The 19,783-nt window shown below is 36.5% G+C and carries 13 protein-coding genes; 4 read left to right on the forward strand and 9 right to left on the reverse strand.

The annotated features are described in order from the left end of the window. Positions 1 to 9: 9 nt before the first annotated feature. The 3 genes from rimP to LCU_RS04355 all read right to left on the reverse strand — a co-directional run bounded on the left by rimP (position 10) and on the right by LCU_RS04355 (position 2,691). Positions 10 to 483: a ribosome maturation factor RimP gene (rimP, locus tag LCU_RS04345; RefSeq protein WP_004270055.1), complete on the reverse strand. Its 474-nt coding sequence runs from the start codon at positions 481 to 483 to the stop codon at positions 10 to 12. Between the two features lie 141 nt (positions 484 to 624). Then, complete coding sequence (locus tag LCU_RS04350) at positions 625 to 1,635, reverse strand: 2-hydroxyacid dehydrogenase (RefSeq protein WP_004270060.1); 1,011 nt, start codon at positions 1,633 to 1,635, stop codon at positions 625 to 627. Positions 1,636 to 1,650: 15 nt separating this feature from the next. Next, on the reverse strand, positions 1,651 to 2,691 hold the full coding sequence (locus LCU_RS04355) for an AEC family transporter (RefSeq protein WP_054644350.1): 1,041 nt from the start codon (positions 2,689 to 2,691) through the stop codon (positions 1,651 to 1,653). Positions 2,692 to 2,896: 205 nt separating this feature from the next. On the opposite strand from LCU_RS04355, the gene LCU_RS04360 reads away from it, so the two are divergent. After that, a complete protein-coding gene (locus LCU_RS04360; protein WP_056966477.1) occupies positions 2,897 to 3,247 on the forward strand; it encodes a DUF2200 domain-containing protein in 351 nt (116 codons plus the stop codon). 236 nt (positions 3,248 to 3,483) lie between these two features. Here LCU_RS04360 and LCU_RS04365 read toward each other — a convergent pair whose 3' ends face one another. From LCU_RS04365 to LCU_RS04380, 4 genes are read right to left on the reverse strand one after another with little or no spacing between them, the layout of a single operon-like run. Further along, positions 3,484 to 4,449 carry a restriction endonuclease gene (locus tag LCU_RS04365; RefSeq protein ID WP_056966479.1) on the reverse strand — a complete coding sequence of 322 codons (966 nt, stop codon included), beginning with the start codon at positions 4,447 to 4,449 and terminating at the stop codon, positions 3,484 to 3,486. Positions 4,450 to 4,495: 46 nt separating this feature from the next. After that, positions 4,496 to 6,529 (reverse strand): protease Lon-related BREX system protein BrxL, encoded by a 2,034-nt coding sequence (gene brxL, locus LCU_RS04370; RefSeq protein ID WP_056966481.1) that lies wholly within the window; start codon positions 6,527 to 6,529, stop codon positions 4,496 to 4,498. A 12-nt stretch (positions 6,530 to 6,541) separates the two neighbouring features. Continuing rightward, positions 6,542 to 9,079, reverse strand: coding sequence for a BREX-1 system phosphatase PglZ type A (gene pglZ, locus LCU_RS04375; protein WP_056966485.1), 2,538 nt, complete (start codon positions 9,077 to 9,079; stop codon positions 6,542 to 6,544). 14 nt (positions 9,080 to 9,093) lie between these two features. Beyond that, complete coding sequence (locus LCU_RS04380; protein ID WP_056966487.1) at positions 9,094 to 10,029, reverse strand: BREX-1 system adenine-specific DNA-methyltransferase PglX; 936 nt, start codon at positions 10,027 to 10,029, stop codon at positions 9,094 to 9,096. 126 nt (positions 10,030 to 10,155) lie between these two features. Between LCU_RS04380 and LCU_RS04385 the strand changes: the two genes are divergently transcribed. From LCU_RS04385 to LCU_RS04395, 3 genes are read left to right on the forward strand one after another with little or no spacing between them, the layout of a single operon-like run. Continuing rightward, positions 10,156 to 11,091 carry a tyrosine-type recombinase/integrase gene (locus tag LCU_RS04385; RefSeq protein ID WP_056966489.1) on the forward strand — a complete coding sequence of 312 codons (936 nt, stop codon included), beginning with the start codon at positions 10,156 to 10,158 and terminating at the stop codon, positions 11,089 to 11,091. A gap of 37 nt (positions 11,092 to 11,128) precedes the next feature. Next, a complete protein-coding gene (pglX, locus tag LCU_RS04390; RefSeq protein ID WP_056967056.1) occupies positions 11,129 to 12,796 on the forward strand; it encodes a BREX-1 system adenine-specific DNA-methyltransferase PglX in 1,668 nt (555 codons plus the stop codon). Continuing rightward, on the forward strand, positions 12,778 to 13,455 hold the full coding sequence (locus LCU_RS04395; protein WP_056967053.1) for a hypothetical protein: 678 nt from the start codon (positions 12,778 to 12,780) through the stop codon (positions 13,453 to 13,455). Before pglX (LCU_RS04390) ends, LCU_RS04395 begins: the two co-directional genes overlap by 19 nt. A gap of 2 nt (positions 13,456 to 13,457) precedes the next feature. Here the strand turns inward: LCU_RS04395 and pglX (LCU_RS04400) are convergent, their stop codons facing one another. Beyond that, a complete protein-coding gene (gene pglX / locus LCU_RS04400; RefSeq protein ID WP_128486103.1) occupies positions 13,458 to 16,115 on the reverse strand; it encodes a BREX-1 system adenine-specific DNA-methyltransferase PglX in 2,658 nt (885 codons plus the stop codon). Between the two features lie 17 nt (positions 16,116 to 16,132). Further along, on the reverse strand, positions 16,133 to 19,780 hold the full coding sequence (gene brxC, locus LCU_RS04405; RefSeq protein WP_056966680.1) for a BREX system P-loop protein BrxC: 3,648 nt from the start codon (positions 19,778 to 19,780) through the stop codon (positions 16,133 to 16,135). Positions 19,781 to 19,783 lie beyond the last annotated feature (3 nt).

Below are 19,783 nucleotides of genomic sequence, written 5' to 3' on the forward strand. Positions count from 1 at the left end.
CTACCTTTACTAAAATTCAATTGCTAAGCGAGCTTTGGCAATTTCCTTACGATTAAACGTTACTTCTTTTTGACGCGTTTTAATTTTAATCACTAAAGTTAAAGTGTCATCATCAAGGGCTTTTAGTGTACCTTGATAGATTTTCTCGCCATCAACAGCTTGGTATAACGAGATATGAATGTATTCGCCAAGTGCTTTTTGGAAATCGGCTTCCTTCTTTAAAGGACGCTCTGCACCAGGTGATGAAACATCTAAGAAATAAGCCTGCGGAATTGGATCCGGGTCGATTGAATCCAGTTTCTCACTTAACGCATCGTTTACTAAGGCACAATCTTCAAGGTCAATGCCATTTGGTTTGTCAATGAAGACGCGCAGATACCAACTGCTACCTTCTTTAACAAATTCAATGTCCACTAATTCAAAATGGTGTTGATCAAGAATCGGCACGATCAGATCGTGAACTGTTTCCACAACGGTACTCAAATGATTCCCTCCAATTCATTTTTATATTTCAGATTAGACGTGCTCCAATAAAAAGAGTGAGCATTTCTGCTCACTCGCTCTGAAGTATCTAATTACTGATAACAATATACCATATTTTTCATGAAAATACAAACAACCGCTTTAATTTTCAGTGGTTGCGACGCTATTTTGCGTCTTACCCGTCGTCAAGATTTCATGGAAGTTTTCAAAACTAATCTCGACCATGTTCTTGAGGGCTTCGTCAGTATTTGAACCAACGTGTGGCGTCAACAAGACACGGGGGTATAAATCAATCAATTCTTGGGTGGTTGCATCTGGCACAGGTTGGTCTGCCGGGAATTGCTTGAAGAAGATTTCGCCTTCAGCTGGTAATACGTCAGCGGCAAAAGCTCCCAGTTGATTAGCTTTCAAGGCGTCGATAATCGCACGGTTATCTTGCAATTGACCGCGGGCTGTATTCACCAAGATTGCATCGTTCTTCATCTTTGCGATTAAGTCTGCATTGATGAATTGGTCGTTTTGACCAGCGAAGTATGGAATGTGCAAGCTGACAATGTCACTTTGGGCTAATAATTCATCCAAGCTGACAAAATCAAGCACTTCCTTAGCGATTTCTGATGGATATAAGTCATAACCCACAACCTTGGCACCTAAGCCTTTGTATAACTTCGCTTCGGTGTAGCCAATCTTGCCAGTCCCGATAATCCCAACCGTACAGTTGCGGACTTCTTTACTGAACATCACTGGGCTCACACGGAAATCATGATGGGCTGTCCGATTCGTTGTGTAAGTGGTGTGACGCAACAATGACATCCCTAGCGTCAATGCCAATTCAGCAATCGCGTTTGGCGAGTAGGCTGGCACGCGAGCAACTTCCATGTTGTACTTGCCTGCTGCGGCCAAATCGATATGACCGTAACCGACTGTCCGGGTAAACACGTAACGAATCCCGTATTCATTCAACTTCGCTAAGTTTTGCGCATCAGCGGTACAGTTGGCACGTAACAAGACCGCGTCATGCCCCTTAGCCGTTTCGATATTGTCGTGAGTCAATAAGTCTTCAATTAACGTTAAATCATAATCGTAGTTGTTATATTTATTGAACGTCGCCACTTCATTCGGACGAACGCCGTAACAAGCAATTTTAAACATTTAATTTCCCTCTTCCTAGAAAATCCCGATTTGGTTAATCACTTCTAAAATCACTAACCAGACTGGCGTCATCACAACAGCTAAGACCGTTGATAGTAATGACGCGTTCGATGCTAAGACCGCATCCTTGTCAAAACTAATCGCGTAAGCAGCGGCGACCGTTGCCGTTGGCGTTGCCATCATGATGACAATCGTTGCCAAACTGATATAGCTAACTGGTAAAATGTGGGTCATTGTTAAGATGGCCAATAACACGATGTTTAAAGCAGGTACTAAAATCACTTTGTTAATACTATAAATCCATGATGTCTTGTCCGAAGCAGCTTCTTTGAAGCTGATTTCGCCAAGTGTTGTCCCAATTGCTAACCAAGCTAATGGTGAACATAAACCAGCTAAGTACGTCATTGGTTTGAACAACCACGGCGCTGTTTGATCAATTCGTAAGAAAGCCACTGAATGCCCAGCAACCGCCACTTGTGGTAATACGCCTTGGATTAACCAGATGATTAACCCCGCAAATGTGGCGATCACGATTGGATTTAAGAACATGTTTTTCAAGTTCTTCGATTCCATCTTCAAGCCACTCATCTTGATGTACCCATATGAGTATAAGAACACGCGATAACCAATGTTGAAAATTGAGCTATACATAACCCCTTTAGCTCCGAAAACGGCGCCAACAATTGGAATCCCGAAGAACGTTGTTGAACCAAAGATGGTCAACACGCGTAATGTATCTTGTTGATCACCCTTAAAACGTAAGTATAACGGTTTTGAAATTAAAATTAAAATAATATAGATCAAGAAGCCCCAAACTAAAACGTTGATACCTTCTTTTAAAGTCTTCCCATTAATATCTTGCATGAATGAGTTGAATGCTAGTGCTGGTAAAGCAACCGTTAAAACGACTTTTGACAGAATCTTCCCAAATTTATCCGTGAAGATCTCGCGTTTGCGGCAGTAGAATCCTAATAAAATAATAAACACTGTCGACGTGATCGAACTCACAATATCCATGTTCGTAAACGTCTTCGTTAAAATATCGCCAATACTCATCTGTACTCTCCTCTGTTATAACATTTAGTCCGCTGTATTATAACACGGACAACTGGTATCGATTATAACAAGAAAGTAACGGAAAAGAAATAGGGCAAAAGAAAAAGAGTGAAAAATAACTTCACTCTTTCTCAGACCTAAATTTTGTATTCATTTTCATTACATGCTATATATTAATTATCTAAACTGCCAAGGAGGCCTTCTCATGCCCAGACAAAGCATCTTCAACATGTCTCTTTCCAAAATCTACCCCATGCTCGTCCAAAAAGCCGAACGCAAAAACCGCACCCAAGCCGAAGTCAATCAGATTATCCGCTGGCTAGCCGGCTACACCCAAACTGAACTCGAAACCCAACTCTCAAAAGACGTCACCTACCAAACGTTCTTCGAAGAAGCACCGCAGATGAACCCAAACTGTAATCTAATCACCGGCGTGGTTTGCGGCGTCCGCGTTGAAGCCATTGAAGACCCACTGATGCAAAAAATTTGCTGGCTCGATAAGTTGGTGGATGAATTGGCGAAGGAGAAGACGATGGAGAAGATACTACGAGAATAACTAAAGCACTCATAAAAATAAAGCCTTAGGGATTAGCTTAAAAAACTAATCCCTAAGGCTTTATTCATTACACATCTAATCTTTTAAAAACTGTTGTTGAACTGGTTTAAACAAATTTCTAACTGTCCCAAAGCGAGGCGGATAATCATTAGAGCCACCAGACTCAATCACTGTTCCGTCTGCATAGGTCGCGGTTACTGACCATTACGTATAGAAAGCTATCTTCTATTCATCAATTAATCATCTTCAATAAAGAAATCTTCATCAATATCAAATGTTGTATATTGCTTCTTAACGTTCACACCAACCTGATACTGCAGCATTAGATCGCTCAATTGTAACCCATTAATTAACACGATATGCTGATTTTTCGCGTACTCAACTGCACCGTCCGAAAAATCAGATGTTGTTATAAAAACACCACGATCCGAACCATAGCCACTCAAAGCGCCAAAAAATGCCTGCATTTCATTACGCTGAACATTATTACCAACTTGGTACTTCTTAGCTTGCAAGTAGACCGTACTTGTTCCTAAAGCGTCTTGATTAATAATCCCGTCGATACCTTTATCGTTACTTTTCTGTGTGACCATTGCATGTCCATTTTCGCCTTTATAGCCCATATTGCTAAGGAGTTCAATAACTAATTTCTCGAAAAAATAAGGAGAGCCTTTCCGAATACGTTCAAGTAACTCAATGCTAACTGAATCATTATATTTTTTCACTACTGAATCCACCAATTGAAGTGGGTTAGTATCGGCATCATCATTTGCAATGTTCGCCGATTCTACAATCTCATTGTTGCCTTTTTGTACTAGTTCTTTTTGATGTTGGATATATTGGGGTTGCTGACGAATAAATTCAGAAGTCAATTTATTACCCTTTTCAAATAGTAACTGCTTACCTAAGTTTGTAATTTGATAAAGGCCTCGTTTGGGTCGTTCTAATAAGCCACTAACCGCCAATTCAGATATGGGCCACCCAATCCGACTATAAATAATACTTTCGCCTCTATCTGATTTCAATTGCTGAAGTGATTTAGGTAATTCCATTTTTTTGATAGCTTCATCTTTAATCGTACTTCTTTTGATTGGCTCGGCATGCTCACTTGCTACCAATAAAACAACTGGTAACATCGCATCCCATGTAGGTAACCCATGTTTACATAGTTTTAGTTCTTTATAATTAGTTGTAATTGCCATCTAAATATCCCCCGCTAGAAAACACTGGATTTCTATATATTGAATCTCATTCAACGCCTAATACCTTATAAACTGCATCTTCCGGTGTTTGATAAAAAATGATGTTAAACGTTGCCATTAATTCTGGCGGTACAGTTGATAAATCCGCCGCATTCATCATCGGTACTAAAATCTTTTTAGCACCTGAATCTCTTGCTACTTGCATCATATCAGCTAAATTCGTCACTTTGACTAAAGTTCCGCCAATTGTTACGTCTCCTAAAATGACAGTGCTAGCAACAAGTGGGCGATTTAAAGTTACTGAACAAAGTGCTATCAATGCAGGTAGCGATAGCATTTCCGGATTTCCAACACCGTTTAAGTCTTGTGTATTAAACACATAATCGTGGGTTGTTGTTGAGATGCTAGCACTTATAGAGCTCGCATTCGCATTTAGATACTTATAAGCTGAATCGGCTTTTTCTTTAGCTTGACCATCTCCACCAAGGCCGGTCGCTTTAAATTTACCATTTCCAGCAACCATTTGAGTTTCAAACGTAAAAGTCCCAATTCTACCACTAGCGCCTGTCGAAACAGAATAGATATGTCCTGGTTTCCCAATCCCTTCTGGAATTAACGTCCCACTCCCCTGCTCAGGAACTGCAACATATTCTTCACGATTTTCTTCCAGATCAATATAAGAAAGATTGACATCGAAAAATTCCATACCACCAATTTTCTTAAGTTGCTCCTTAACACGGCGCCGCATCTCAATTGAGAAACTCAGGATTTTTTCTACTTCTGCTTTACCAAATTTACCATCTGGATAAACTAATTTAATTAAACCTGAGACCATCTTCTTAACTGCAATCGTATCTCTTTGATTTAACTGTGTTCCTAATTTAAAATACTTATCAATTGCGTCACTATAGGTTGTTTTTCTTAGTTCTCGCATTACCTCCGAAAAATAATCAGTAATAAAGCCATAATCATTTGTAAAGAATTCCGGACGATATTTAGGAATCTCCCACCCTGGTAAATAGCAATGCATCCGATCTAAGAACGCTGAATCAGTTCCCATCTTTTCGGGAAATGGTTCAAAAAGGTTGGATGTTTTTAAAATCACATCAACACTTTGGTTAATATTCCCGACAAATACCATGGACGCCGACGCATTCTTTTCTTCTTTACCACGAGCAAATGAACCCGAGGCCATATAATCCTTCATAATTTGAACAAGATCACCGTCTTTGACATTAATGCCAGCAACCTCGTCGAAGGCCACAGTATCCCACATACCCACTAGCCCCATTGATCGACGTGCCATATTGTAAAAAAGATTAGCGACTGTAGTTTGACCACCAGAAACTAAAATAGAATTGGGTGATATTTCTTTATAGACATGTGATTTTCCTGTTCCACGCGGACCCAATTCACATAGGTTAAAATTATTTTCAATTAAGGGAACCAATCTTGCTAAATGAAGCCATTTTACACGTTCATCAAACTGTGTTGGTTCCATTCCAATTGACCGCAAAACTAAATCGATCCATTCGTCTTCTGTGAATGCAGCACGTCCTCTTTTTAATTCCTCAATATCTAATCCTGGCATTTGAATTGGATCTACTTTTTTAGCAATAAATGGCGAATTTCTTTGATCATTTTCGTTAAACCAGTACTCCATTTGAACAATACACCAAATACCACCGCCTAATAAGCGATCATATTTTTTAGGATATTCATCACTAATCTGCACGCCAGCTAACCCTAAGTTAGAGAATTCAGCTTCATATTGATCCTTGTGCTCATTTAGGGAAACAGTTACTTTGTCAATAACTGTGTAGCCACCATTTTCACGAATCTTAGCTTTAACTTTTTCCGCTTCATCCGGGCGAACATAATTACGCGCTAAGATATTCTTAACATTTTCAACACCTTTTTCGACTAATTCTTCGTCCAAAGAAGAGGCATACATTCCCAATAAATACTCTAATACGTATACTGGAACATTAGCCCCTTCCTTAATTTTCTTAGTCAGATCCTTACGAACAAACTTCCCAGGGAAATTTGCGACGAGTTTATCTAAAATAACTTGATCCACAAATCTCACCTCCTAAATATCAAATCCAAATCCACCGGCAAATGGATTATCAATCACGAAATCAACACGATCTAACTCAACCTTCGTTTCTTCGTTCTTGATAACTAAATAAATGTCTTCATTGGTTTCATAGTTTCGGTTAACGAATTCAAAAGCAAAATTAGTGAATCGCTCACTTGAAGCACCAGCTGTTGAATCTGCATAGTAAGTATTTTCATTACTAATTCGAACACCGTGTTTATCTTCAAAGTACAGTGCATATTGGGCCTTCGTAATAGAATCACTAATTGCTTCTGTTTGATAAAATTCAAGTGAAATTGATAGTCCTACCACTTTTCGTTTAGCCGTCATTAATTGAACCGATACTGGTTCTTTTTGTGCAGATCCCCTTGCAACATTTACTTCTAGAACAGGAATCATCATTTCTTGTGGAGAAGAACCCCCATGGGAATAATTTTGTCCGCCACCCGCTTTTTTAAAGATTGTTGATGTTTCAGAGAAATGAATGTACCGTTGATCATTATTTCTTAGCGCAGTCCCCAATCTCATTGACTTAATCCCAATTTCATCATATTGGTGATCACTAATAATAAAACGTCGTTCAACTCGATCATTTTCTAAGTTAGATGGATTCTCAATTTTTTCGTACTCTTCAATCGCTGAGCGTGTATAAATAAAGCCATGATCTCCTGTGATAACAAAGCGTTGCACATTAGCCCCATTAGCAATATATGGAATTACAGCTTTTAGTTCTTTAACCGTTCGCTCTGCCGCATCAAAAACCTGCATTTCTTGTCCATGATCTCCGGTCCTATCAATTTGATCATGATATAAATAAATGATCTCCTTGCCATTGAACAGATCCCGTAATTCTTTTGCATTACTTCTATCAACAACATCAGAATAAGTGATCGCGAGTGCATTAGGATTTTTCACTTTTAGCACCTTATCCCGTGCTTTTGTTCCTTGTGTCGGCAAACCATTAACATGAACGTCATTTCCACTGAGATATTCATAGCTTTCTTGTCCAGAACGCAACGAAGCAGCTTTACCAAACTCAGTCACTGAAGGTAGCACAGAAAAGATCGTCGTCATCTTAGTGGAAAACTTCTTCTCGTTTTCCACTGACTGTTGAATTTCCTTAGCAATTTCATAGCGTAGTGCGTCCGAAATAATGACCACCGTTTTCGTTTTACTCTTTGCATAATTGTCATAAAAATCTAGAACCGATGGCCGTTCATCTAATGAAAATAATTCATTCCAAGTTCGACCAATTTCATCTAAGAACTGCTTATAATGTTTTTCAACAACATTTTGTAATGATGCAAAGTTTGCGTGTTCATCAATCTGATCTAAATGTAATGTAAATTTTCGATAGTATTGATCAATTAGATATAATTCATCTTCGTAGTCCTTCACTAGGTCACTAAAGCGATTCATGTTAAAGATTGTCACACTATTCAATAACTTTTGAGCATTTAAAATTGCTTGGTATTGATGTTCATAACGGAATCCAAAATGTGCTCTTTGCTTTCGAACCACAATCTCTTCCAATGACATCCCATTAATCAGCGGTGTCAAATCATCATTTGTAAGTTGAGCAATATAATATTCAATAATCTTTGAATGAATTGCTTCAAAAACATCAGCATCAATTAATTCTTCAATTGGCGCTTTATCAAGTAACTTATCACCATTAATTAATCGATAAATATCTGCACTTAGACGATCAATTGGCTCCGAATAACGAGAATCATTCATCACACCGTCCATAAATGAAACGATTGCCATTGTTTGATCTAATACTTCATAATCTTTTAAACCTACGGGTAATTCTTGATAACCCAATTGTCCAAAATAAGTATTTGCAAAAAAAGCAATCACTAAACTTTGAATCGTTGGTTCTGTCGTTGTATAGCCATAATAATGGGCCACATATTGCCAAAACGCAGGTGCTAAATCAAACCGGACCAACTGGTCATATGAATCACTTAAATCTGCTGAGTATTCAACAAATAGCGCTTGAATGACACTATAAAACTGTGCAGTGTTGGCTCTTGTTAACACCGCCATTAACGACATTTCAAGCTCTTCTCTGGATTTGATTTCACCGGTCATCATCTTTTCAAAAGATGCAACTCGGCTCTTGGCGCCAAAGAATTTTGCATATGTTTCCATAACAGCATGTAGTTCTGCTGGAATGTTAAGCTGTGTCATAATCAATGAGATTCGATCAGCATTAAAAGTCCCCGAGTATTTTAGTAGACTTAGTAAAAAGTTATTTTCGTCATCATCACTCATTCGTTCAAAAGGCGCATAAATTAAGTAACTGTTGTCTTTGTCTTCCAATTCAAAAAAACGTTTTGTTTCAAATTGATTGTCTGGTGCCAGTTTATAAATCTGCGCACCATTTAATACAATTTGTCCATTATCAATGTCTTCTTCAAATTCCTTCTTAGGATCAAACCAAAAAATGAGCTTACGTTCCCCATAAGTCACGAAAAGCTCATTCAAGCGAGTTTGAATTTGACTCAGATTTAGATCTGACATATATTCACTACTCCTTAGGGTTCTTTAACCCCTTTTGATAAAATAACATATTTCTCACCAGTATCAGGATCACGCTGTAGCTTATCATAGTTAACAATTACACCGTCATCTAAATCCAGCTCAATTTTCTTTAAAGCTAAATGGCCGATTTTTTCATCAAACACATTTAATTCTTTTAATTGCTTGTTAATCTTCGTCATTTCTTTTTCATATCGCGTTATTTCAGCCGCATTAGATGCTGCTAATTTTTGACTTTCGCGTAATTCAATTCGAGAATGATAAGCTTGCTTTAATTTAGTAATATAATCAGTTCGTAAATGCCCCAATAAATCGGCATCATAACGATGTAGATACATTAGTGCTTTAGCGCCGTTCGCTTTACCTGAATCAAATTGCCAATAAATCGGTCGTTTCTTATAAGTTTTAAGATGATCGGTATAGAACTTCGAGACAAAATACTTCCGAATTTTATCGCGACTCTTACCACTACCAGGTAAAACATCCGCAATATAATCTAGATTTTCTTCAAGTGTTTCTTGTCCGTAAACAGTCGCAATGAATTTAACAAATTTAATGACAATATCACTTTCATCATCTTGAGAATATTCATCATCAGTTAGTAATAGAATATTATCAGCATCTGGCTTAAATTTCTTGTAGCGTGAAAGATCGAATTCACCACCAGCAAATACTAATCCCTCTTCATCAAGTGAATAACGGCCAAACATACAACCTACTGCATAGCTAATCAAGGATTTAATGTCTCGTCCCTTATCTGCAGGCGACACCGATATTTCGTCATCCTTAACATGATAGTCAAGCTCATCTTGTAACCCATAGAGATCGATAAAAATTTTATTTAGTTCTTCTTCGTTTGATTTCAATTGGTCAAATCGCGCTTGTGCTTCTTTTTCCCAAGCATCAAATTTATCTTTAATTAACGTTGCCATGAACTAACTCCTCCAGTATCCGTCTAGTCAACATTATACCGTCTTTTTTTATGATTTGCACCCTACGCTTAGTATCGATTCTTCGCTAAAATCATATTAATCCCAAATATGAAAGGAAGAATCATTATGAACAGAAAAATTACCCTTGCTGCTTACTTTAAAGAATGGATGGAAACTTTCAAAAAACCAGCAATCTCACCGGTTACTTATATCAAATATGAAAATACTCATAAACATATTCTGACCTACTTTGGCGCAACCAATCTTGATCAACTTGATCGTCAAACTTATCAACAAGCGCTTAATCAATTTGCTAAAACCCATGCAAAAAGAACGACCGCTGGATTTCACAAACAAATCCGCGCGGCCGTTCTTGATATTCTTGAAGAAGGCACGCTTAATACCGACTTTACACGTAAAGCGATTGTTACTGGTCGCAAGAAAAAGAAAGCAAAGGTAATGTTTCATTCCTACTCGGATTGGCAAGAACTCATTCACTATACCGGCAGCCATTCATCTGATTCACATGCCTTTATCGTCTATTTGTCTGCGATGACTGGCCTACGCTATGCAGAAGTTCTCGGTCTTACAGTAGATGATATTGACTTTAAGCATAAACTCATCTCAGTCAATAAGACTTGGGACTATAAATACCATACTGGTTTTAAAACAACAAAAAATGCGAGTTCAGTACGAACTGTCGACGTTGATAAAAGTACATTAGTCGTCATTAAACAGGTTATCCGCCAGCGCCGTTTTAAAAGTCATGACAGAATTTGTATCGATCTCCAGGGGAAACTACCCGTCAGTGCCACGATTAATCGCTATCTAGAAAACTTATGTTATCAACTTAATATTCCGCCAATCTCATTTCATGGACTTCGGCACACCCATGCCTCAATCCTGCTATTCAAAGGTGTCAACATTCTCAGTGTTAGTCGCCGACTTGGCCATAAAGATGTCACCACAACACAAAGCGTCTACCTCCATGTGATAAAAGAAATGGAAGAACGCGAAACAAAACTGATTATGAAAATCATGAATACAGCATTAGCCGACTAGTTTCGCTTTACAAGAGTTAAAACTTTTAGACAATGCTATGGGATCGGGACATGTTTTGGCTTATGCCTTCGATGTCTTCATGCAGCTCTATACAGCTGAAGGATTTAGAGAACGTGATGCAGCTGAATTGATTATGACTAACAACCTATTTGGTTTGGAAATTGACAAACGGGCCTACCAACTAGCATATTTTGCCATCATGATGAAGGGGCGAGAATACAATCGACGAATCTTATCTAAAGAAATAAAACTAAATTTACATCAGTTTATTGATTCGCCTGAGATACCAAATGAGTACTTCGAACGATTAGCCGAAGTATCCCCATACTCTTATGAATTAACAACAACTCTATTAAATCAACTTACTAGACTTCTAGATCAATTTAAAAATGCAACAGAAATTGGCTCTATTCTAAAGATTGAAGAACTTCGACAATCAGAGCTAGATCAGCTTGAACAGTTTATCGGGTCATTTGAATTTTTCTCAGATATGGATATTCTTTATCAGCTACCTGAAATACAAACAAAGGTCATCAGTATTCTTAATATTACAAGAGTACTGATGACCAAATACACAGCAGTGACAACAAATCCGCCGTATTTGAATAAGATGAGCTCTAATTTAGATAAATATGTTAAAAAGAATTATCCAGATGTCAAAACAGATCTTTTCTCAGTATTTATTAAAATGAATAGTAACATATTGACCGAGGGCGGTTATGCCGGCTTTATGACACCATTTGTTTGGATGTTTATTAAATCATATGAAGAATTAAGATCATTCTTGATTACTAATAAGAGTATCTCAAGTCTTATACAGATGGAATATTCGGCATTTGAAGAAGCCACTGTTCCGGTTTGTTGTTTTATGATAAAGAATGCTAAAACTGAGCCTGTTGGAAATTATCTTAAGCTATCTGATTTTAAAGGGGGCATGACTGTTCAGAAAGAAAAAGTTTTGGAAGCAATCCAAAAAATTGATACTAATTATTATTATAGAACAAATCAAAGAAAATTTATTAAAATTCCGGGATCACCCATTTCGTATTGGGTAAGTGAAAATGAGCTTAGTGCATTTATTCATGGAAATCCTCTTCAAGATTATTACTCACCGAAAACAGGTCTGCAAACAGGTGATAATTATACCTTTCTAAGGCATTGGAGTGAAGTGGATTTTTTTCATACTAATATACAGAATAATACTCATTATGCAAAATACCAAAAGATTAACACCGGGGGAGAATCTATTAAATGGTATGGTAATCTCAGTGATGTAATTCTTTGGGAGAATAATGGTTATAAAATCAAAAATAATAAAGGTTCTGTTATACGTAACGAGAATTATTACTACTTAGAAGGAATTTCCTGGAAAAGAATAGGCTCAAGTGAAATGAAGTTTAAATATTTACCAAAAAACTTAATTTTTGATCAGTCCGGGGATTCAATGTTTCCTATTTCTAATATGCATTATCAATTTATACTTGGTTTTCTTAATTCCCCTGTAGCAGAAAAATTTTTAGCATATATTGCACCAACATTAAATTTAACAGCTGGGAATCTTTCGAACATACCAATAATTGAAAGCAACAATTTAAATGAAAAAAAAGTAATTACTGAGTTAGTTAATCAGAATATAAAGGAAACCAAAAAAGAAGTAGATTCTTCAGAAATATCTTGGGATTTTAAATGTCATCCACTGATTTAAATTTTTCTGTAGGGAAACGATTCGGAGACTTTGCCGAACCTCGCGGTGGATTAACGACTGGAAATAACGACTACTTTTTACGTCAGTGGTTTGAAGTAAGTTATATAAATATAAATTTTACTGTATATAATAATAATATTTCATTAAAAAATAAGTTAACATGGGTCCCCATTGATAAAGGTGGTCCTTATCGTAAGTGGTACGGAAATTACGATTTTATCATTAATTGGAAAAATGATGGAGAAGAAGTCAAATTAGAAGCAAAAGAGAAATGGAAATCATATACAAGAACCATCAAGAATATACCATATTATTTCAAGGAGGCACTTTCATTTCCTAAAATAACTAGTGGTGGATTTTCCTCACGTTACAGAGAGCCTGGAAGTATTCACGAAAGTGCTGGTAATGAAGCGTTTTCTAGCAATCATGATATTTTAATTTATTTAATCGGGTTAACAAATACAAAACTCGCTGACTATATTTTTTCTATACTTAATCCAACAATAAATCTACAAACAGGTGATTTGCAGAATTTTCCAGTATTGTATGAAGATAGTATTGCAATAATGGATAACATTGCCCTTAATATCCAAATTTGTAAAGAAGACTGGGATTCCACTGAATTATCATGGAATTTTAAGAGCAACGTACTACTATAGCATTATATTAATGGATGTTTTTTGAAGTCCCAAGAGACTTCAAAAGAATTCCAATCTTTACTTACTATCCCAATACAGTCCTTAACAAAATCTATTACGATTCTGTCGATACTTTGATTAAATATTATTGGAACTTTTTGAATATCACCGGTTGGTGTATTTATTGTCGGATTTAGAATTTTAAGAAATAAATCTCCAAGTTTGGTATTCATTATAGCAAGCACATATAACATTGTATTTTTACTATTAAGATAATTTATTTTTGTATTAAATGCCTCTCGGCTAGCATTTGAAAATATACTGCCTGAAGGACGATATCTCATGGAGAGACTTCCACTTGTTATACTTGACCAAGTAATAGATTCTTTAAGGTAGTACTCTTTACCATCATGACGAAATCCACTTTTAGTCTTAAGTAATTCCAGACTTTCTTGGTTATACCAAATGATATAATCATTATTACCATACCACTTACGATATTCTCCACCTTTATTCATTGGATACCATTTTGAAGTCATATTTATATAATCTGAATTGAAGCTTATTTCATTAACCTTAACTTCATACCAATACTTTAAAAAAGTGTTATTATCACCTGTCGTCATTCCTTGTGCACTTAATAGTAAGTCTCCGAATCGTTTCCCTACAACAAAAGCATGAAGTAATTTTTCACTTACCCAGTATGCAATTGGTGAGCCAGGGATCTTACTAAACTCATCTTGAGTAATTTGATTAAATCGATTGCCTGGTATTGGAATAATCGAGGGTTCTAAATTACTTGAAACGTCAACTGTTTTAATTTGATGGTAGGTTCCCTTAAATCCTTTAACATAATTATTCTTAATAATTGTAACCGCAGTTCCAAATGCAATTCCCATGACCATATTTTCCATATGCATCATGTTGGTAATTGTATTTTTTGCCAGAATATTTTTACGCATTACTTCATAACTAGATAGGAACATCCAAGACTGCATAGTCACCATTGTATTATATCCAGTAAAGGAAATAGAATTATTCCAACGTTCCATGAACATTGCAAAGAGATCATTTTTTGAATTGGGATATTGTTTTTTTGAAAATTTAGATAGCACCGATCCAAATCCAGAAGAACCCATATACGGTGGATTAGTAATCCCAATCTCGTATTGTTGTTGCAGGAGTTCGCCCACAAGAATCATTTCTTTGATCGATTGATCAAAGAAAGAAACGTTTGTGTTGTTTAATCCGGATTTTAGATTTTCAAAATCTAGACCTTCAAACTTAATTAAAGAACCTAATTCATCACCATTTTTAAAGCCTTCAACAAGTGTTAGTAAATCTTGTTGGGCTTTTTTTTGATCGTTGAATTGCATTTGAACTAATTGTAATTCTGCTTCACCAATCTCTGCATTATTAGGTACTGCGTACACATTTGGTCGAAGCTGCTTAGATAGAATACGCCGTGAATACTGGCGACCTTTCATCATCAAGGCGAAATAAGCGAGTTGGAAGGCGCGTTGATCGATATCTAACCCGAATAGATTGTTTTCAAGAATTAGTTCAGCCGCGGTTCGTGGTGATTGACCCTCAGCTTCATAAAGTTGCATGAAAACATCAAAAGCATAAACCAGAATATGACCACTGCCCATTGAAGGATCGATCAGTTTTAACTCTTGTAAAGCGAAATCACTTTTAGCTTTTCGTTCATCCTGAATTTGTAACTGCACATCCTCTGGTTGTTCTGCAGTTGGTAAATAATATTGCCAACCAAATTCATCCGCAATTTCTTTTTCAGTTCGTGTTTCATTCGGATTAGCCATCTTTTGATCGATATAGTAACGCCCTAGAGAGTTTTCAACCATGTAGCGCACAATCCAATCCGGCGTAAACAATTGTGTAGCGGCTGGAATTTCATCTGCTCGAATTTTTCGACTACCGCGTGCAAATACTTTATCCTTCGGTTCTGTATTATAGTATTGATACATCCAACCAATAATCTCAACTTGACCGCCTTCATCAACATTAAAGGCATCTTCTGGGATATTTAATAATGATGCGATAACGCCATTATCATTAATGTAAGAGACTGTAAATAATAGTTCGGTATAATCATCAATCTTTTCAAATAAATCCGGTAGTTGTTGGTTCAAGCTATTACATTGTTTGATAAAGACCAATTGATACAACTCGTCAACTGCATCTGCAGAACTATCAGATAATAGTTCTGTTACACGTTCTTTTGTGGCCAAATCAAATTCAGCATACATTTCTGTATCTAGTAAATGCGTAATGATATCGGGCTGCTTAATCCCAGATTCACTTGAAAGGACTCTTTCCCGCTCTGGTAAGTAGTCATTAACTTCCATGAAACGGATCGCAATCAAGCGATTAAACCATGTATAAGCAACTTCCTCAACTAATGTATCATAAGCAATTTGACGATTTCCGGTTTGTTGCTCGCGTTTATTTAGTTCCTCAACGAGCTTAGCGCGATTCTTAACATCATTTCCAGTGAATCGTTCATGATTATCTTTAATTTCAATCGTATCATTTCCAATTTCGGTAATTTCACTAATTTGTTCGTCAGTAATCCCTAACTTTGCAAGTTTACTCATCACGCTTTCACGTAACTTTACCCGTGCCTCAATCGCAAAGGTCTTTATTAATTTCTTATCCATTTGGTGACTCCATTCGATTACAATAGAATATCTATTTCATTGCCATCATTTAGTTTGTTTAGTAGTTCTTGTTTTATTTTATTAACATAAGTATCAATATCTTCAGGTGTTTTAACCCGTGTTCTTGAATCAACCAGTGAATCTAGCTGAATAGATTCAATTACTTTAACTGGTTTCTCTGCAGTATAAGATGCACCTTTTTCCCCAACAGTCGGTTGAGTAATCACTTCGATAGTTGCCTTGGCTTTTTCATGCCGTATACGATTTTCTTCCGCTGTGAACTGACTAATAAATGAACGCTTGTCAGCTGCTGAACGGACTGGTATTAACTCTATTGGATCTAATTTTTGATAGCTTTCTAGTTCATTGAGTAATTGATCAAACCGACTAATCACTTTGACTTTAAAGCGATCATCTAAATCACGACTATCCAAATCGGCTAATGTTTCTTCTTTATCATTATTAACCTTTTCGGCAGCGGATTTTGATTTAATTTCAATAAATTCAAGATACTTATTCTCAAATTGCTCATTTAAATTCCCTAGTTTAGGTAATTCTTTATAAGGTACCACTTGCTTCATGATGCTTGTCATTTCAGTAATAATTTCATCAAGCTCTGCTGTTGATTCTTTAACAGTGTTATCTTGAATTCGACTGATGTAATCTCGTGATTTATCCCAAATTGCCTTTTGCTTACTTTTATGGAAGTTACGAATATCGTTAATATCTTCCGCTAAATCTAGAAGATCATCTTCCTTATTCTTAAGTACTTCAAAGAACGATTGTGTATCTCTGGCATCAACCACACGTTCCATTACTTTAATTACCTCAGTTACGATTTCTGCTTGAGGATAGTTTCTACCTGGTGTATCCTGATAAGTTTTAAACTCGTCTTTCAATCGATCTGCACGCTCAATAAATTTAGCTCTTGTTCTATCGTCACTATTCTCGTCAACAATGTTCCGACTTTCAAATAGCGCATCACCAAGTTCTTTTACCATTTTTTTCTGTTGCAGATTAGATCTAATTCGTAACTCAACACGGATCTTTTCAGGCGCTTTACGTTCGAAAATAACTTTTGAAATTTCTGTTAAATCTTGTGTCGTCGATAATGGAATCGCGTTTTTAAATAAATTAATATCGCCTTCTTTAAACAATCGCGCAATCGCCCACTCAATATCTTCGTTAACTAAGCCATATGGTTCTTTGTTAACAAAATTATCACGCAACGTTCGCATTGTCGTTGTTAATTTCTTGCTTTCTTGCAATTGTAGATAACGTTTCACTTCATCGATTAAATTCTGATTCTCATTATGAGCGACTAAATTATCGGCGCCTTCTTTTAAGTAGTTATTAATATCGGCTTCGGATATAGCAGCATCGACTAAGTCATTTTTATGATAAACCAACTTCGCCATTTGCTGTAGCGCATCATTCAAGCGGGTCTTAAAGTCCCCGCCTGAAACATCGAGTTGACTGTTATTAAAATAGAATGTCGCTTGTTTCAGAAAGTCCACTAATTGTTGATTGATTGAATCCCCTAAATCTTGATTCTCAGTTGTCTTCTCAGCTTTCACAGCAGCAAAGTTTTTGATGGCACTTGAGACATTCGCTGTGGTAATATACTTTTCAACTCGCAAGTACGTTTTAATATGATTCATGAATTCCGCATCAACCGGTAAGTTAATTAACATTTGATTCTTAGTACTTTGAATAACTAATTGTGCTTCATCATTCCATAATCCATCATAGTCTGGTGTAATCACTTTAACTTCTAGGTTGGGGTTACTGTTCTTCCGATAAGCATAGTCATCAACATACAAGTTATAACTGAAGTTGTACCGGTTATCAAAAGCACGTCCGCTGGCATGAATATTCTTATAAGAAAAACTGTTCCGACCAACATTCGCATCAAAAATATCAACTGCTAATTTATTATCAACATCCGTTTCATTTAAATCGATATTATTAATTAGCCGTGTCACTTCTTGTTCTTCATCCGTCTGGAAGACAAAGCTTTTAAGATTTTGCCGAATTAAATTTTCACTAATCAAAATTTTAAGTGCCATTTCGACCTGTTTACGTAAAGCTAGCTTATCTTCATTCACTGAACGAATTAATAAATTAGTAATGTTATTCAACGTAGGTTTAATATTTTGATCCACGTATTTAATCATGAACAATACTTTCAGAACTGCAATATTAAATTGATCATCAGGATCAGGTACAATCCGTGAGTTTTCTTCAGCTTGTTTGATCACTTTAGCATTGTCAGTTTCATTCAACCATTTTTCTAGGGAAGGATAGAATTGATCTAAAGAAACCAACGCATCACTTTCCTTATCTGCATTTCGTTCTGCCGTTTCCTTGAAAAAAGCTAGTAAAGAACGTTCACCACGCGATAAATTAGCACCCTGGATCGAATGCTTAGAGATTTGCGTTAAGATGTTCGCCAATAGATTAAATTGATAAGGAACGAATGGATAAACATCTGCGTAGTTTTGCGCACTATTATATAAACGTAGCTCTGGGCTATCTTCAAAAACCAACATTGAGTCAATATCATTCTCATGATTTGGATAGTCCGCTTCTAAGAAATCTTGAGCCCCATTATTTTTAGCTAGAATTCGCTTTTGAATAACTTCATCCGCATTTGCAGATGATAATGAAAGTGTTGTTTCAAAGCGCCCTTTGATTTTAGAAAAATCGAGTGCAGCTGAACCAGCAATATCTGTGATCTTATCAATTGCTTGTTGACTAGTTACAATGACCCAGGCCTTCCCACGCGTTTTGTTACCTAATTCTTCAACGATGGTCTGTAATTGTAACGTTAGTGAGCTGTTACCACCAATGTATTGCCCAATTTCATCAACAAGAAAAACAATGTGTTCATTATTACCTTTTGCCTGTAAGTATTCTTCAACTAGAACCGCAAAATCTTCAATACTGATTTGATATTCTTTGTCATACTTAGCAAACCAATTACGTGCCGCCGATTCTGAAAAGTAGTCAATTTTAACAAGCGCCTCAACAACCTCATCTTCTAAGAAATCAACTTCATTACGTGATTTCTCCCAGCTTTCTCCTTGAATAGCTTCAAAGGCTGCCTTAAATTCAGTAAACTTGTCTTTCTTATCTAATGCCCGTTCTAAATCGGCTAGTTGTGGAATAGTTGAATACCCAATACTGTTATTGAATACTTTTAAAAAGACATTTACTAAACTACTCTTCTCTTCAATTCCAGCAGCATGCTTCGACTCAACGTTAAATAAGATGACATTAGTTGGCGTATCAGCTGCTAGTTTCATATCAGCGATCGTCATGTCATCTTTAATCTTACGAGTCGTTTCGTCCCCTTCAGTAAAGAAATCAAAGGCTGTTTTGCCATTAATCTCTTTATTTTCAAGAATATACGATAGTATTTTTAAGAAGTGTGACTTACCAGAACCGAAGAACCCTTGAATCCAAACCCCCATTGAACTTGTATCGCCAAGAATCCCTTTTTTGTAAGCATCAAAGAAGGTCTTAAAATGCCCCTGTAATTCCTTAGTGACAACATACTCGTCTAATTCCTGGTAAACTTGTTCATCAGATGCTTGTGTTGCGGTAATAACACCTTCAATATTGCGATGAATATCTTTTAAAAACATATCATTAATTTTCATTTT

The organism is Latilactobacillus curvatus JCM 1096 = DSM 20019, assembly GCF_004101845.1.
In the GTDB taxonomy this organism is placed as follows: domain Bacteria; phylum Bacillota; class Bacilli; order Lactobacillales; family Lactobacillaceae; genus Latilactobacillus; species Latilactobacillus curvatus.

Bases quoted from the DNA above. Each gene is read 5' to 3' on its own strand.
- LCU_RS04350 (WP_004270060.1), bottom strand. From the start codon at position 1,635: ATGTTTAAAATTGCTTGTTACGGCGTTCGTCCGAATGAAGTGGCGACG.
- LCU_RS04355 (WP_054644350.1), bottom strand. From the start codon at position 2,691: ATGAGTATTGGCGATATTTTAACGAAGACGTTTACGAACATGGATATT.
- LCU_RS04360 (WP_056966477.1), top strand. From the start codon at position 2,897: ATGCCCAGACAAAGCATCTTCAACATGTCTCTTTCCAAAATCTACCCC.
- LCU_RS04365 (WP_056966479.1), bottom strand. From the start codon at position 4,449: ATGGCAATTACAACTAATTATAAAGAACTAAAACTATGTAAACATGGG.
- pglZ (WP_056966485.1), bottom strand. From the start codon at position 9,079: ATGTCAGATCTAAATCTGAGTCAAATTCAAACTCGCTTGAATGAGCTT.
- LCU_RS04380 (WP_056966487.1), bottom strand. From the start codon at position 10,029: ATGGCAACGTTAATTAAAGATAAATTTGATGCTTGGGAAAAAGAAGCA.
- LCU_RS04385 (WP_056966489.1), top strand. From the start codon at position 10,156: ATGAACAGAAAAATTACCCTTGCTGCTTACTTTAAAGAATGGATGGAA.
- pglX (WP_056967056.1), top strand. From the start codon at position 11,129: ATGGGATCGGGACATGTTTTGGCTTATGCCTTCGATGTCTTCATGCAG.
- LCU_RS04395 (WP_056967053.1), top strand. From the start codon at position 12,778: ATGTCATCCACTGATTTAAATTTTTCTGTAGGGAAACGATTCGGAGAC.
- pglX (WP_128486103.1), bottom strand. From the start codon at position 16,115: ATGGATAAGAAATTAATAAAGACCTTTGCGATTGAGGCACGGGTAAAG.
- brxC (WP_056966680.1), bottom strand. From the start codon at position 19,780: ATGAAAATTAATGATATGTTTTTAAAAGATATTCATCGCAATATTGAA.